General features: G+C 58.1%; 13 protein-coding genes. 4 read left to right on the top strand and 9 right to left on the bottom strand.

Going from position 1 to position 12,937, the window contains the following annotated elements; genetic code table 11:
* Window positions 1–167: 167 nt before the first annotated feature.
* The 3 genes from GT756_RS04370 to GT756_RS04360 are packed head-to-tail and all read right to left on the bottom strand — an operon-like array spanning window position 168 to window position 3,132.
* Complete coding sequence (locus GT756_RS04370; protein WP_017900169.1) at window positions 168–1,133, bottom strand: YbhN family protein; 966 nt, start codon at window positions 1,131–1,133, stop codon at window positions 168–170.
* Window positions 1,130–2,374, bottom strand: coding sequence for a cardiolipin synthase ClsB (gene clsB, locus GT756_RS04365; protein ID WP_004886156.1), 1,245 nt, complete (start codon window positions 2,372–2,374; stop codon window positions 1,130–1,132). The genes GT756_RS04370 and clsB overlap by 4 nt, the downstream gene beginning before the upstream one ends.
* Window positions 2,371–3,132: an endonuclease/exonuclease/phosphatase family protein gene (locus GT756_RS04360; RefSeq protein WP_017900168.1), complete on the bottom strand. Its 762-nt coding sequence runs from the start codon at window positions 3,130–3,132 to the stop codon at window positions 2,371–2,373. Before GT756_RS04360 ends, clsB begins: the two co-directional genes overlap by 4 nt.
* A 131-nt stretch (window positions 3,133–3,263) precedes the next feature.
* Here GT756_RS04360 and GT756_RS04355 point away from each other — a divergent pair, with 131 nt between their 5' ends.
* Window positions 3,264–3,674: a YbhQ family protein gene (locus GT756_RS04355; protein WP_012542390.1), complete on the top strand. Its 411-nt coding sequence runs from the start codon at window positions 3,264–3,266 to the stop codon at window positions 3,672–3,674.
* Here GT756_RS04355 and GT756_RS04350 read toward each other — a convergent pair.
* From GT756_RS04350 to GT756_RS04325, 6 genes are all read right to left on the bottom strand, one after another.
* Window positions 3,636–4,742, bottom strand: coding sequence for an ABC transporter permease (locus tag GT756_RS04350; protein ID WP_004886162.1), 1,107 nt, complete (start codon window positions 4,740–4,742; stop codon window positions 3,636–3,638). The genes GT756_RS04355 and GT756_RS04350 overlap by 39 nt on opposite strands.
* Window positions 4,743–4,872: 130 nt before the next feature.
* The gene (locus tag GT756_RS04345; protein ID WP_004886164.1) at window positions 4,873–6,006 is read right to left on the bottom strand and encodes an ABC transporter permease; all 1,134 of its coding nucleotides are present in this window, start codon (window positions 6,004–6,006) and stop codon (window positions 4,873–4,875) included.
* Entirely contained in the window at window positions 5,996–7,735 is a 1,740-nt protein-coding gene (locus GT756_RS04340; protein WP_160124567.1) for an ATP-binding cassette domain-containing protein, read from the bottom strand. The genes GT756_RS04345 and GT756_RS04340 overlap by 11 nt, the downstream gene beginning before the upstream one ends.
* Complete coding sequence (gene hlyD / locus GT756_RS04335) at window positions 7,728–8,723, bottom strand: secretion protein HlyD (RefSeq protein ID WP_049092361.1); 996 nt, start codon at window positions 8,721–8,723, stop codon at window positions 7,728–7,730. The genes GT756_RS04340 and hlyD overlap by 8 nt, the downstream gene beginning before the upstream one ends.
* Window positions 8,723–9,397, bottom strand: coding sequence for a transcriptional regulator CecR (gene cecR / locus GT756_RS04330; protein WP_085956527.1), 675 nt, complete (start codon window positions 9,395–9,397; stop codon window positions 8,723–8,725). The genes hlyD and cecR overlap by 1 nt, the downstream gene beginning before the upstream one ends.
* 57 nt (window positions 9,398–9,454) lie before the next feature.
* Window positions 9,455–10,378, bottom strand: a complete 924-nt coding sequence (locus tag GT756_RS04325) for a LysR substrate-binding domain-containing protein (RefSeq protein WP_023320018.1) — start codon at window positions 10,376–10,378, stop codon at window positions 9,455–9,457.
* On the opposite strand from GT756_RS04325, the gene GT756_RS25755 reads away from it, so the two are divergent.
* The 3 genes from GT756_RS25755 to GT756_RS04315 all read left to right on the top strand — a co-directional run bounded on the left by GT756_RS25755 (window position 10,370) and on the right by GT756_RS04315 (window position 12,930).
* Window positions 10,370–10,507 carry a hypothetical protein gene (locus GT756_RS25755; protein WP_174562420.1) on the top strand — a complete coding sequence of 46 codons (138 nt, stop codon included), beginning with the start codon at window positions 10,370–10,372 and terminating at the stop codon, window positions 10,505–10,507. The two genes, GT756_RS04325 and GT756_RS25755, sit on opposite strands and share 9 nt — an antisense overlap.
* A 288-nt stretch (window positions 10,508–10,795) precedes the next feature.
* A complete protein-coding gene (locus tag GT756_RS04320) occupies window positions 10,796–12,130 on the top strand; it encodes an MFS transporter (RefSeq protein WP_004886173.1) in 1,335 nt (444 codons plus the stop codon).
* A 50-nt stretch (window positions 12,131–12,180) separates the two neighbouring features.
* A complete protein-coding gene (locus GT756_RS04315; RefSeq protein WP_017900162.1) occupies window positions 12,181–12,930 on the top strand; it encodes an SDR family NAD(P)-dependent oxidoreductase in 750 nt (249 codons plus the stop codon).
* The last annotated feature ends 7 nt before the right edge of the window (window positions 12,931–12,937 follow it).

Genomic DNA, 12,937 nt, shown 5'->3' with positions numbered 1-12,937 from the left:
CAGGCTCACACCCCGTAGGCCCGCGCAAGCGCAGCGCCGCCGGGCAAGATATCAGGCAGGGTACCTGTATTCTTGCCGGATGGCGGCTGCGCCTTATCCGGCCTACAGGATCCTTTCACAGGCTCAGACCCAGTAGGTCCGCGCAAGCGCAGCGCCGCCGGGCGATTTCATTCGCGGGCCAGCTTGCGCTGGTTCTTTTGCCGCAACTTTTTCGCCCGACTCTCCAGCAGCAAATAGGCCACCGTCGCCAGCAGCAGCGGCAGGAAATAATAGAGCGCGCGCCAGGCGAGGAGAGCGGCGATGATCGCTCCCTTCGAAATCTCTTCCCCGGAGAGCATGGCGATGAACACCGCCTCCAGCACGCCAATCCCGGCCGGAATGTGGATAATCACCCCGGCGATACTGCTCACCAGCAGTACCCCCAATACAAGGAAATAGTTAATCTCGCTGCCCAACAGCAGCCAGATGATCGCCCCCATCGCCATCCAGTTCGCCGCCGAGACCCCCATCTGCAGCAGCGCGAATCGCCAGGAGGGCAGCACCAGCCGCTGACCTTTGATCGTCAGGTGACGGCGTTTGGCGAAGGCGCAGCCAAACAGATAGCACAGCGTGAGAAACAGCATCACTCCGCCGATAATGCGCAGAGTGGTCTGACTGATGTACCAGTGCGGCGGCAGCTTCACCAGATCCGCTGTAAATATCACCCCACCGAGCAGGATATAGCCCAGCCAGTTGGTGGTGATGCTTAATGAAAAAATACGGGTGATGGTGCCGCCGTTGAGCCCCAGCCGCGAGTACAACCGGTAGCGCATGCCGATGCCGCCGACCCAGGTGCTGAGGGTCAGGTTGAAGGCATAGCAGATAAACGACACCAGCATCACCTGGCGTTTCGCCAGCTTATGCCCGCAATAGGCCCGGCCAAGCAGATCGTAGCAGCCGTAGATCAGATAGCTGACGATGACCAGCGCAATGGCGCTGAACAAGGCCAGCCGATCATAGCCGCGGATCACCTTCCATACTTCCTGCCAGTCGACCTTCTGCGCGTAAATCACCAGCAGGACGATCACGGCGATAAAAAAGAGTACGGTCAGCACTCTTTTTGCCATCCGCCAGCGAGGGTGCGATTTGCTCATAGTGGATTATCCCTGGTAGGTGACTCGACGCGATCCTGAGTTTCAATCTCCGGCTGCACCGGCGGGCTGACCCTGGCCAGCCGCGGAGTATGGGCCGGCAGCCAGCCGACCCACGCCGGAAAGTGGCGCAGAAAGTGGAAGGCCATCACGCTCACCCCCAGCCGCCACCAGTTGCGTTTCGGCAGCATCGTTTTATCGATCCGCTGACAATCCCGGGCGATAAGCCCGTTAAGATTATCGCGCAGCGTCTGGTTAAACACCCGGTCGTGGATGATCAGATTGGCTTCCAGATTCAACGACAGGCTGAGCGGATCGAGGTTGCTCGACCCGACGGTGGCCCAGTGGTCGTCCGCGAGGGCGACTTTGCCATGCAGCGGACGGCGGCGATATTCGTAGATCTGCACGCCGCCTTTGACGAGGTAGTGGTAGAGCAGGTGGGCGCCGAACTTCACAATCGGAATATCCGGTTCGCCCTGGACGATCAGCTTCACCCGCACCCCGCGCCGCGCGGCATTGCGCATCGCATGCAACAGACGGTAGCCGGGGAAAAAATAGGCGTTCGCGATTATCACCTCCCGGCGGGCGCTGGTCAGCATCTTCAGGTAGTGGCGTTCGATATCGTCGCGGTGATCCTGGTTATCGCGCCAGACGAACAGCGCCTGCGCCTCGCCGGGGGTCTGGTTGATCTCCGGCTGATGGCGACGACGGCGCCACCAGCGGCGGGCGGTTTCGCTGTTGGGCAGATTCTCCAGTTCGAACTGCAGAATATCGAGCACCACCGGCCCTTCGACCTGCACCGTGTAATCCTGTTTGGCCTCCGGGCCATAGTCGCTCATATGTTCGGCGGAGTAGTTGATGCCGCCGACAAAGGCGGTGGTGTCGTCGATCACCACGATTTTACGGTGCATGCGACGGAACAGGTTGGTACGCATTCCCATCAGCTTAGGGCGCGGGTCGTAATAGCGGAAAATCACCCCCGCGGCGGTCAGTTCACCGACAAACTCATCGCTAAGATCCGGCGAGCCGTAGCCGTCAAGCAGCACTTCCACCTGGATGCCGCGGCGGGCTGCCTTCAGCAGAACCGCGTGCAGCCGCCAGCCGACCTCATCTTCAAACCAGATAAAGGATTCGAGGATCACCCGCCGGCTGGCGCGACCGATGGCCGCAAACAGCGCCGGGTAATACTGGTCGCCGTTCTCCAGTAGCGTAATGCGGTTGCCTTCCTGCCAACGACATTTCACAAATGAATCTCCACGCTAAGGGGTGCATGATCGGACAGATGCCGCCACTGTTTGAGGGCCAGCGCCTTCGGGCGGCTGGCGTGGGCGTTCTTGACGTAAATGCGATCGAGGCGCAGCAGCGGAAAACTGACCGGAAAGGTGCGCGCCGGCCGTCCGCGGGCGCGGGTAAAGATCTCTTCCAGCCCTGCCTGGACCTTTAACGGCTGGTTAGCCTGCTGACGCCAGTCGTTAAAATCTCCGGCCACCACCACCGGCTCGCCGGCGGGTAGGGTATTGACCCACTCCGCCAGCATCGCCAGCTGCGCCTGCCGCTGGTCGGCACGCAGTCCGAGATGGACGCAAATGACGTGAATCGTAACGCCGCTCTGCGGCGGTACGATGCGGCAGTACAGCAGGCCGCGTTTCTCCCCGTTGCCGACCGAGATATCGCGATTTTCATAGTATTCAATCGGAAAGCGCGACAGCACGGCATTCCCGTGGTGACCTTCCGGATAGACCGCGTTGCGCCCGTAGGCGTAGTCGCTCCACATGGTGTCGGCAAGAAATTCGTAATGGGTCTTATCTGGCCAGTTTTCGATATGCAGCGGGTGAACTTCGTGAGCGCCCATCACTTCCTGCAGGCAAACTATGTCAGCGCTGACGCTGCGAACGGCTTCGCGCAGCTCGGGCAAAATAAAACGCCGATTAAACGCCGTAAAGCCTTTATGGGTGTTAATTGTCAGCACGTTCAACGAAAATCCCGACGTTGGCTCAGCCATAATTCTCCAGTAAATGTCACTTTCCTGAATAAAATAGTGTAGTAGACGTCACAAAAAGATGCGGTGATACGGAATTTTCCGTAAAGTGCGGTACTCTGAGTAGCAGAGAAAAATCCTTCAGGAGAGAAGCCATGAAGTGGCAACAACGTGTACGCGTCGCAACAGGTCTTAGTTGCTGGCAGATTATGTTGCATCTACTGGTCGTGGCAGTGCTGGTGATGGGATGGATGAGCGGCGCGCTGGTGCGCGTCGGATTAGGGCTGTGCGTCCTCTACAGCGTCACGCTGCTGGCGATGCTGTTTCTGCAGCGTCACCATGAGGCGCGCTGGCGCGATGTGGGAGACTTCCTTGAGGAGCTCACCACCACCTGGTACTTCGGCGCCGCCATGATAGCGCTGTGGCTGCTGTCGCGCGTACTGCACAACAACCTGCTGCTGGCTCTCGCCGGGCTGGTGATACTGGCAGGCCCGGCGGTGGTCTCGCTGCTGGCGAAAGATAAAAAATTACGCAATCTTTCTTCGGAACATCGCATACGCCGCTGAGCCGGTGGTGGCCGCTATGACCAGTAGCGGCCACAAACTTCCCCACACAATCTCCAGACTCGCATCCTTCAGATAAATTTGCTTGGTGATATCGGTAAAGTGGCGGATCGGGTTTATCCACGTCAGATCCTGCAGCCACTGCGGCATGTTTTCCACCGGTGAAACATAGCCGGAGAGAAGAATCGCCGGCATCATAAAGACGAACACGCCAATAAACGCCTGCTGTTGCGTTGAACATAGCGATGAGATCAATAAGCCAAATCCCACCAGCGACAGACCGTAAATCACCATGGTGAAATAGAACAGCAGCAGCGAGCCGGCAAACGGGATCTGATAGGCCCAGATACCAATCGCCAGCACGATAGTCGCCTGCAGGGTGGCGACGATCAGCGCCGGTACCGCTTTACCGACAAAGATTTGCCAGGTGGCGAGGGGCGAGACCAGCAGCTGATCGAGGGTGCCCTGCTCGCGCTCGCGGGCCACCGACAGCGAGGTGACGATCATCACCCCGATGGTGGTGATCATGGCGATGAGCGACGGCACCACGAACCATTTGTAGTCGAGATTCGGGTTATACCAGTTGCGCACCACCAGTTCGCTATTGTTCGGCTTCGCTTTGTCCTCCAGCAGTTCCTGCTGGTAATTTTTCACGACCTGCTGCAGATAGTTGGCGGCGATTTGCGCGCTGTTGGAGTTGCGCCCGTCGAGCAGGAGCTGCAGCGGGGCGGTTTGATAGTTGTCGAGGTTGCGTGAGAAATCCGCCGGGAAGCGCACCACCAGCAGGGCTTTTTGTTCATCGATGGTCGGCTGGATCGCCTGCGGGCTTTTCAGCAGCAGGACGTGGGTAAAGGCTTTGGCGCGGGCGAAGCGCTGAGTGAGTTCCACCGCGTGGCGACCGCTGTCCTCGTTATAGATGGCGATGGTGGCGTTGGTCACCTCCAGCGTCGCGGCAAAGGGAAACAGCAGCACCTGAATCAGCACCGGCATGATTAAAATCGCCCGCGTCTGCGGTTCGCGCAGCAGCGACTGCAGCTCTTTGCGGATCAATGTCCATAAACGGTGAAACATAATAGCTCCTTTGGCCCATTCAACAACGCCGGGCGGCACTGCGTTTGCCCGGCCTGGGAGGATCGGCGAACCGTATAATCGATGTTGGTTAAACCGTAGGCCCGGTCAGCGCAGCGCCATCGGGCAAAACCTAATCCAGACGCCGCTTGGTTTTCAACCATGTCAGACCGATAAACATCACCGCCGAAGCAATCAAAAACAGCACATTCACCAGCAGTACCACTGGAATATTGCCCGCCAGAAACAGGCTTTGCAGGGTGTTGACGAAATATCGCGCCGGGATCACGTAGGTCACGGCGCGGATCACCGCCGGCATACTATCTATCTGGAAAATAAACCCGGACAGCATAATCGACGGTAAAAACGCGGCGTTCAGCGCCACCTGCGCGGCGTTAAACTGGTTGCGGGTAATGGTTGAGATAAGCAGCCCCATCCCCAGGGTGCTGAGCAAAAACAGACTGGTGATGACAAACAGGATCGGCAGCGAACCGCGATAGGGCACGCCGAGAATAAATACTGACACCAGCATACACAGCAGCATCGCCAGCATGCCGAGGAAGTAGTAGGGAATGAGCTTGCACAGCAGCAGTTCGGCGCGGGTGATCTCCGTCGACAGTAGCGCCTCCATGGTGCCGCGCTCCCATTCCCGCGCCACCACCAGCGAGGTCAGTATCGCGCCGACTACGGTCATGATAATGGTGATCGCCCCGGGGATAATAAAGTGCTGGCTGATAGCCGCCGGGTTAAACCAGTAGCGCATCTGCACGTCGATCAGCGGTTCAAAGGTCTCGCCGCGATCTTCCGCCCGCTGCTGCTGCCAGATCTGCCAGATCCCCTCCACGTAGCCCTGGGCGAAGTTAGCGGTATTGGGCTCGCTGCCGTCGGTGATGAGCTGGAGCGGCGCGCTGGCGCCGGGGCGGGCCATCTGGCGGTCGAAGTCCACCGGAATGACCACCATGGCGCGGATGCGACCGGCCTGCATCAGCTGAATTAACTGCTGGCGATTATCGCTGACGGTGGCGTCGATGTAGGGTGAGCCGGTCATGGTATGGACGAAATCCAGCGCCTCTTCGCTCTGCTGCTCCAGCAGAACCCCCACCCGCAGCTTGCTGGAGTCGAGGTTAATGCCGTAGCCGAAGATAAACAGCAGCAATAGCGGGATCACCACCGCAATCAGCCAGCTGCTGGGATCGCGGACGATCTGCCGGGTCTCTTTCACGCACAGGGCGCGGACCCGTCGCCAGGAGAGAAGGTTACTGCTCATGGCCATTCTCCTTATCCCAACGGTTAATCAGGGTAATAAACGCCTGCTCCATGGTCGGGTCCGTCTGGTTGTCATCCGCCGCCTGGGCCTTCAGCGCGTCCGGGGTGCCGCTGGCGATAAGCTTGCCGTGATAGACCAGCCCAATGCGGTCGCAATACTCCGCCTCATCCATAAAGTGAGTGGTGACCATCACCGTCACCCCTTTATCCACCATGCTGTTGATATGCAACCAGAATTCGCGACGAGTGAGGGGATCGACCCCGGAGGTGGGTTCGTCGAGAAACAGAATGTCTGGCTCATGCATCAGCGAGCAGGCCAACGCCAGCCGCTGCTTATAGCCGAGCGGCAGCTCGTCGGCGGCGTGGCGGGCAATGCTGTTCAGACCGAAGGCATCGCTCATGCGGGCGATTTTGTCATTTTGCGCCCGACCGCGCAGGCCGTAGACGCCGGAGAAAAAGCGCAGGTTCTGCTCGACGCTGAGGTTGCCGTACAGCGAAAATTTTTGCGCCATATAGCCCAGATGCTGACGCGCCTTGCCGGAGCTGACCTTAAGATCCATCCCCAGCACCAGCGCTTTGCCGGAGGTGGGCACCAGCAGGCCGCACATCATTTTGAAGGTGGTGGATTTACCGGCGCCGTTGGGGCCGAGCAGGCCGAAGATCTCGCCGCGCTTGACCTGGAAATCGACGTGGTCGGTGGCGGCGAAATCGCCAAATTTTTTCGTCAGCGACTGCGCCTCAATCACCGTTTCGTCTTTACTGCCGTCAACGCGATGGATAATCGCCCCCAGCGGCGATTCGGCGGTGCCGGCGCCGCCGAGCAGGTCGATAAAGGCGTCTTCAAAGCGCGGCGCGGTGTCGGCCACCTGCAGCGGCGGCATATCGTCATGTTCCTGAACATCATCGATGCGGGCCTCCTTTTTCAGGATCAGACGCACCGATTTGCCCTGAATCACGCCGTCGCTAACCTGCGGCAGCTTCAGCGCCCGCTGCAGCAGGCGGCGGTTGTTCTCCTGCGGGCTGGAGACCAGAAAGCTGCGCCCGGCCATGGTTTGCGTCAGGGCCGTCGGCTCTCCTTGATAAAGCAATTTGCCTTCGTTCATCAGCAGCACATCGCGACACTGCTCGGCTTCATCGAGATAAGAGGTGCTCCACAGGATCAACATGCCGTCGCCGGCCAGCTCGTGCACCATCTGCCATAGCTCGCGGCGGGAGATCGGGTCGACGCCGACGCCGGGTTCATCCAGCAGCAGCACCTTCGGGTCACCCACAAGGGTACAGGCGAGCCCCAGTTTTTGCTTCATACCGCCGGAGAGCTTGCCCGCCAGCCGTTCGGTGAACGGGCCAAGGGCGGTAAAATCCAGCAGGCGGTCGAAAATTTTCTTCCGTGCCTCGCCGGTGACGCTGCGCAGGTCGGCGTACAGGGTCAGGTTTTCCATCACCGTCAGATCTTCATACAGGCCGAACTTCTGCGGCATATAGCCGAGCACCGCGTGCAGAGCGCTGTCGTCTTTTAGCGGATCAAAGCCGATCACCCTGGCGCTGCCCTCATCAGGCTTGAGCAACCCGGCGAGCATCCGCATCAGGGTGGTTTTCCCTGCGCCGTCGGGGCCTACCAGCCCGGTGACGTAGCCGGCGCGGATCGTACAGGTCAGCGGCGCCACCGCTGGCCTGTCCATCCCGGAGAAACGGCGGCTCAGGCCGTTTAAGGCGATGACGGCCTCACTCATGTCCGTTCCCGTGGTTAAAGGAGACGGTCACCGGCATCCCCTGGCGCAGGGCGCCGTCGGCATCGGTCACCACAATACGCAGACGATAAACGAGGTCGGTACGCAGATCCGGCGTTTCAACGGTCTTCGGCGTGAATTCAGCGCTTGGCGAGACAAAGCCGATTTTGCCGTGATAGGGCTTATCCGGCCGGCTGTCGGTATAGAGCAGCACCTCTTGTCCCGGCTGCGCCTGGCCGAGGTTTGTCTCATCAACGTAGGCCCGGACCCATACCGGATGGGTTAATGACAGCGTCAGCACCGTGCTGCCGGCGTTGAGCATGGTGCCGGGCTCGACGGCGCGGGTCATCAGCGTGCCGTCGGAAGGGGCGGTCAGCACCGTATCGTGCAGGTCCAGTTTGGCCTGCGCCAGCGCCGCCTGCGCCTGTTCGAGGCTGGCTTTGGCCTGGGCTATCTCCTGCGGACGGTTGCCGGCGCGGTATTGACGCAGTTTATCCTGCGCTGACTTCAGCGTTGCCTGCGCCTGGTCGCGCGAGGAGCGGGCGTTCTCCAGATCGTTGGCGGAAATGGCGCTGCTGGCGCGTAAACCCAGCTGGCGCTGATAAAAGTTTTGCGCGTAGTCGTAAGCGGCCTGCGCCTGATTTACCGCCGCCACGGCCTGGGCAATCTCTTCCGAGCGGTAGCCGGCCATCATCAGGTCATACTGCGCCTGGGCGGTGGAGACGTTGGCCTGCGCCTGCAGCAGGGCGTTTTCATAGGGAGCTCGGTCAAGCGCGCCGAGGGTTTGCCCGGCGCGGATGCTGTCGCCTTCGTCGACGGTCAGCGAGGCCAGCCTGCCGCCGACGCGGAAGCTCATATTGACGGTGCGGATATCGACATTGCCATACAGGGTCAGCGGCTGCTGCCGGCTGCTCTGGTACCACCACCAGCCGCCGCCCAGCGCGGCGAGAAGAATCACGATCAGCAGAATGACGACGACGGGTTTTTTCATCAGCCCAAACTCCTTTGCGATAACCCATGCAGGATGAAATCGATATGACAGGTAATGACCTCAAAAATCTGTTCGGTTTTTTGCGCGTCAAACTGCGTCCAGCCGGTGCGCAGCAGGATAGTTTCACGCCCGAGACGGAAAGCGAGCACCTCGCCCAGCAGGGCGTGGGTATGAAGGATCATTTGCGTATCACCGGCATCGCGGCCAGTCCAGGCGGCGATTAGCCGGGTGAGATAGTGGTGCAGGGGGGCGATCACCTGCTGGTGGATCAGATGGTACGCGGCGGTGGGCGCCAGCTGTTCCCGGGAAATAAATTTGCTCAAGTTGACCGTATCCTCCTGGGTCAGCAGCAGGATCATGTTATGGCAGGCGCTGAGGATAAGGGCGCGGATCGCCTGGCGATCCGGCGACTCTCCGGCGAGCAGGGCCTCCGCCGCTTCGGCGTGCGGGCGAAAATTGTCACCGATAAAATCGGCGATCCACTGGCCGCAGGCGAGATACAGGTCGTCTTTCGAGCCAAAATAGTAGGTGATAGCGGCGATATTCTGCCCGGCCTGGGCGGCGATGTCGCGGGTGGTGGCGTGCTGGCCGTACTCGCCAAACTGGGCGATAGCGGCCGCGATAAGCTGACTTTTTGCCTGTTCGCCTTTACTGGTCATCGCGCTCTTAAAAATTAATCAATCGATTGATTAACTTTAGGCGTCGACTGGCGCTTTGTCCACCCGCCAAGGCTAAATATGAAAGCCGTCTTCCTCTAGCTCACCGGCGACCCAGGCGAAGAAGCGCTGGACCTTCTCCTTCTGTTCATTAGCGTGGGGAAGGACGAAGTGGTGCGCGCCGACTGGCATGCTCCGCTCGTCGGCAAACACCGGCGTCAGCTGTCCCTGGCGCACATGGCCGCCGGCCAGCAGATTGCTTTCCAGGATCACCCCCATCCCCATCCGGGCCGCCTCGATGCTCATGTACGACCGGTCGAAATTAAAGATAAAGTTTTTGTGCCAGCCGCGGACCTTGTGCCACGACAGCCAGTTGCTCCAGTTAATTAAGGTGCTGTCGGAATGGATCAGATCGCAGGCCAGCAGATCTTCCGGGGCGTGAACCGCATGGCGGGTTAAATAAGAGGCGGCGCTGTAGGGCAGGACGCACTCATTTTTAATGGTTCTGACCAGCAGCGTCGGCCACTGCGACAGCCCGTGGCGAATATCGATATCAATATTATCCCGGGAAAACTGGATGCTTTCGTAAGAGCAGGTGAGGCTGATTTTTAACTCCGGCCACGCCTGACGGAATTTATCCAGCCGCGGCATTAGCCACAGCAGGCCGAAGCTCGGCGCCGAGTGAATGCGTAAATAATCCTGATGAATATCGTTAATCACCTGGCTGGTGGCCTGGCCAATCATATTCAGCGCTCCGGAGACCTCTTTGAGATATTTTTCTCCCACCGCGGTTAACATCACGCCTTTGCTGCTGCGGGAGAACAGTTTTTTTCCCAGCAAGTGCTCCAGACTGGCTATCTGATGGCTGACCGCCGAGGCGGTAATGTTGAGATTCTCTGCCGCCAGGTTGAGGCTGCCGGTCGCGGCGACTTCAATAAAAGCCTGGATATTGCGTAAAGAGGGCATCGGCAGATTTTTATTGGGCAGTGGTTGACTCATGGCGGCATCCTGCGCGGGGCGCGAATAAAAGAAAATGGCGAACAGCGTGGCGCAGCCGTGATGAACAGCCCAGAGAAAAGCGAAAAAACCATTTTAATTTGTGATGGGCTTAACAATTTATCTCGTTAAAAGCACGCCTCTCAGTAAACATTAAAAATTTGCGGGGAGTCACTAACTCAATTTTTCTCAATCATAATTGAGCTTTTTTGAATACCTTTTCATTTTTGGGTTGTTATATTCCCCTCACAGGCCTGATCACAAACTGCGATGCGCTTGGATCGTAATAATAAAACACCTAACCACCTGTTTCGCTGTGCAAAAAGACATGTCTCTCTTGTTGCGCCGGGGCGCGTGAAACGCGGCGACCCAGACGGCAACCTACGGCGAAGTGGATGAGGTATAAGATGAGGAAACCCTATGTCACGTATAGATACGCTGGTCTGTACTGATGCCAGGAAAACAAAATATCGTTTTGTGGTTTTGACGATGATTTTCCTGGTGTATGCCATCAATTACGCCGACAGAACGAATATCGGCGCGGTACTGCCGTTTATCATTGATGAATTTCATATCAATAATTTTGAGGCCGGAGCGATTGCCAGTATGTTTTTCCTCGGCTATGCGGTCAGCCAGATCCCGGCCGGCTTTTTCATCGCCAGACGCGGCACCCGGGGGCTGGTTTCGCTATCCATTTTCGGCTTTTCCGCTTTTACCTGGCTGATGGGCACGGTGAGCTCCGTGTTTGGTCTGAAGCTGGTGCGGCTGGGCTTGGGGCTGAGCGAAGGTCCCTGCCCGGTGGGGCTGGCGTCGACGATAAATAACTGGTTTCCGCCGAAAGAGAAAGCCACAGCAACCGGCGTTTACATCGCGGCGACCATGTTTGCGCCGATTATCGTGCCGCCGCTGGCGGTGTGGATTGCGGTGACCTGGGGCTGGCGGTGGGTCTTTTTCTCCTTTGCCATTCCCGGGATCGTGGCGGCGATAGCGTGGTACCTGTTGGTCAAGTCAAAGCCCGCGGAGAGCGGATTTGTATCTCAAAGCGAACTGGCAGAGATTAACGCCGGGCGCGACAGCCATCATAACGACGGTGTACGCGAAAATATATTAATCGCCGATCGCTTCACCTGGCTGGATAAAATTATCCGGGTGAAAAAAATGGCGCCTGTGGATACGGCGAAGGGCTTATTTACCTCAAAAAATATTCTCGGAGACTGCCTGGCCTATTTTATGATGGTCAGCGTGTTATATGGGTTATTAACCTGGATTCCGCTGTATTTAGTGAAAGAGCGCGGTTTCGATGTGATGAGTATGGGCTTCGTAGCCAGTATGCCGTGCATTGGCGGCTTTATTGGCGCGATTGGCGGCGGATGGATTTCGGATAAATTATTAGGCCGCCGGCGCAAACCCACCATGATATTCACAGCGGTATCAACCGTAGTCATGATGTTAATTATGCTAAATATACCGGCAAGCACCCTGGCGGTCTGTATTGGTTTATTCTTTGTCGGTTTCTGTTTGAATATCGGCTGGCCGGCTTTTACCGCCTACGGTATGGCGGTTTCGGATACGAAAACTTATCCCATTGCCTCTTCTATTATAAATAGCGGCGGTAACCTCGGCGGATTTGTAGCGCCGATGGTGGCCGGTTTCTTACTGGATAAGACGGGGAGCTTTAATTCTGTATTTACCTATTTTGGTATCTGCGCCGCATTGGGTTTGGTGGTGATTCTTTTCCTCGATGAGCCACAATAACGAAAATAGATCCTGTTAATTAATATGACGTAATGTCATGGAGTGAAACTATGTTATTAAAAGATAAAGTCGCCATTATTACTGGCGCGGCCTCCGCACGCGGTTTGGGGTTTGCGACTGCGAAATTATTCGCCGAAAACGGCGCGAAAGTGGTCATTATCGACCTCAATGGCGAAGCCAGTAAAACCGCCGCGGCGGCACTGGGCGAAGGCCATCTCGGCCTGGCGGCGAACGTCGCCGACGAAGTGCAGGTGCAGGCGGCCATCGAACAAATTTTGGCGAAATACGGCCGGGTCGATGTGCTGGTCAATAACGCCGGGATCACCCAGCCGCTGAAGCTGATGGATATCAAGCGCGCCAACTATGACGCGGTGCTCGATGTCAGCCTGCGCGGCACGCTGCTGATGTCGCAGGCGGTGATCCCCACGATGAGGGCGCAAAAATCCGGCAGCATCGTCTGCATCTCGTCCGTTTCCGCCCAGCGCGGCGGCGGTATCTTCGGCGGTCCGCACTATAGCGCGGCAAAAGCCGGCGTGCTCGGCCTGGCGCGAGCGATGGCGCGCGAACTTGGCCCGGATAACGTCCGCGTTAACTGCATTACCCCAGGGCTGATTCAGACCGACATCACCGCCGGCAAGCTGACGGACGAGATGACGGCCAATATTCTTGCCGGCATTCCGATGAACCGCCTCGGCGACGCGGTGGACATCGCCCGCGCCGCGCTGTTCCTCGGCAGCGACCTCTCTTCCTACTCCACCGGTATCACCCTGGACGTTAACGGCGGCATGTTAATTCACTAAGCGAGGC

It is taken from the genome of Klebsiella sp. Q2 (assembly GCF_009900705.1).
GTDB classification, from domain to species: Bacteria; Pseudomonadota; Gammaproteobacteria; order Enterobacterales; family Enterobacteriaceae; genus Klebsiella; species Klebsiella quasipneumoniae.
This window is presented reverse-complemented; position numbering and strand designations above follow the sequence as displayed.

Bases quoted from the DNA above. Each gene is read 5' to 3' on its own strand.
- GT756_RS04370 (WP_017900169.1), bottom strand. From the start codon at position 1,133: ATGAGCAAATCGCACCCTCGCTGGCGGATGGCAAAAAGAGTGCTGACC.
- GT756_RS04360 (WP_017900168.1), bottom strand. From the start codon at position 3,132: ATGGCTGAGCCAACGTCGGGATTTTCGTTGAACGTGCTGACAATTAAC.
- GT756_RS04355 (WP_012542390.1), top strand. From the start codon at position 3,264: ATGAAGTGGCAACAACGTGTACGCGTCGCAACAGGTCTTAGTTGCTGG.
- GT756_RS04350 (WP_004886162.1), bottom strand. From the start codon at position 4,742: ATGTTTCACCGTTTATGGACATTGATCCGCAAAGAGCTGCAGTCGCTG.
- GT756_RS04345 (WP_004886164.1), bottom strand. From the start codon at position 6,006: ATGAGCAGTAACCTTCTCTCCTGGCGACGGGTCCGCGCCCTGTGCGTG.
- GT756_RS04340 (WP_160124567.1), bottom strand. From the start codon at position 7,735: ATGAGTGAGGCCGTCATCGCCTTAAACGGCCTGAGCCGCCGTTTCTCC.
- hlyD (WP_049092361.1), bottom strand. From the start codon at position 8,723: ATGAAAAAACCCGTCGTCGTCATTCTGCTGATCGTGATTCTTCTCGCC.
- GT756_RS04325 (WP_023320018.1), bottom strand. From the start codon at position 10,378: ATGAGTCAACCACTGCCCAATAAAAATCTGCCGATGCCCTCTTTACGC.
- GT756_RS04320 (WP_004886173.1), top strand. From the start codon at position 10,796: ATGTCACGTATAGATACGCTGGTCTGTACTGATGCCAGGAAAACAAAA.
- GT756_RS04315 (WP_017900162.1), top strand. From the start codon at position 12,181: ATGTTATTAAAAGATAAAGTCGCCATTATTACTGGCGCGGCCTCCGCA.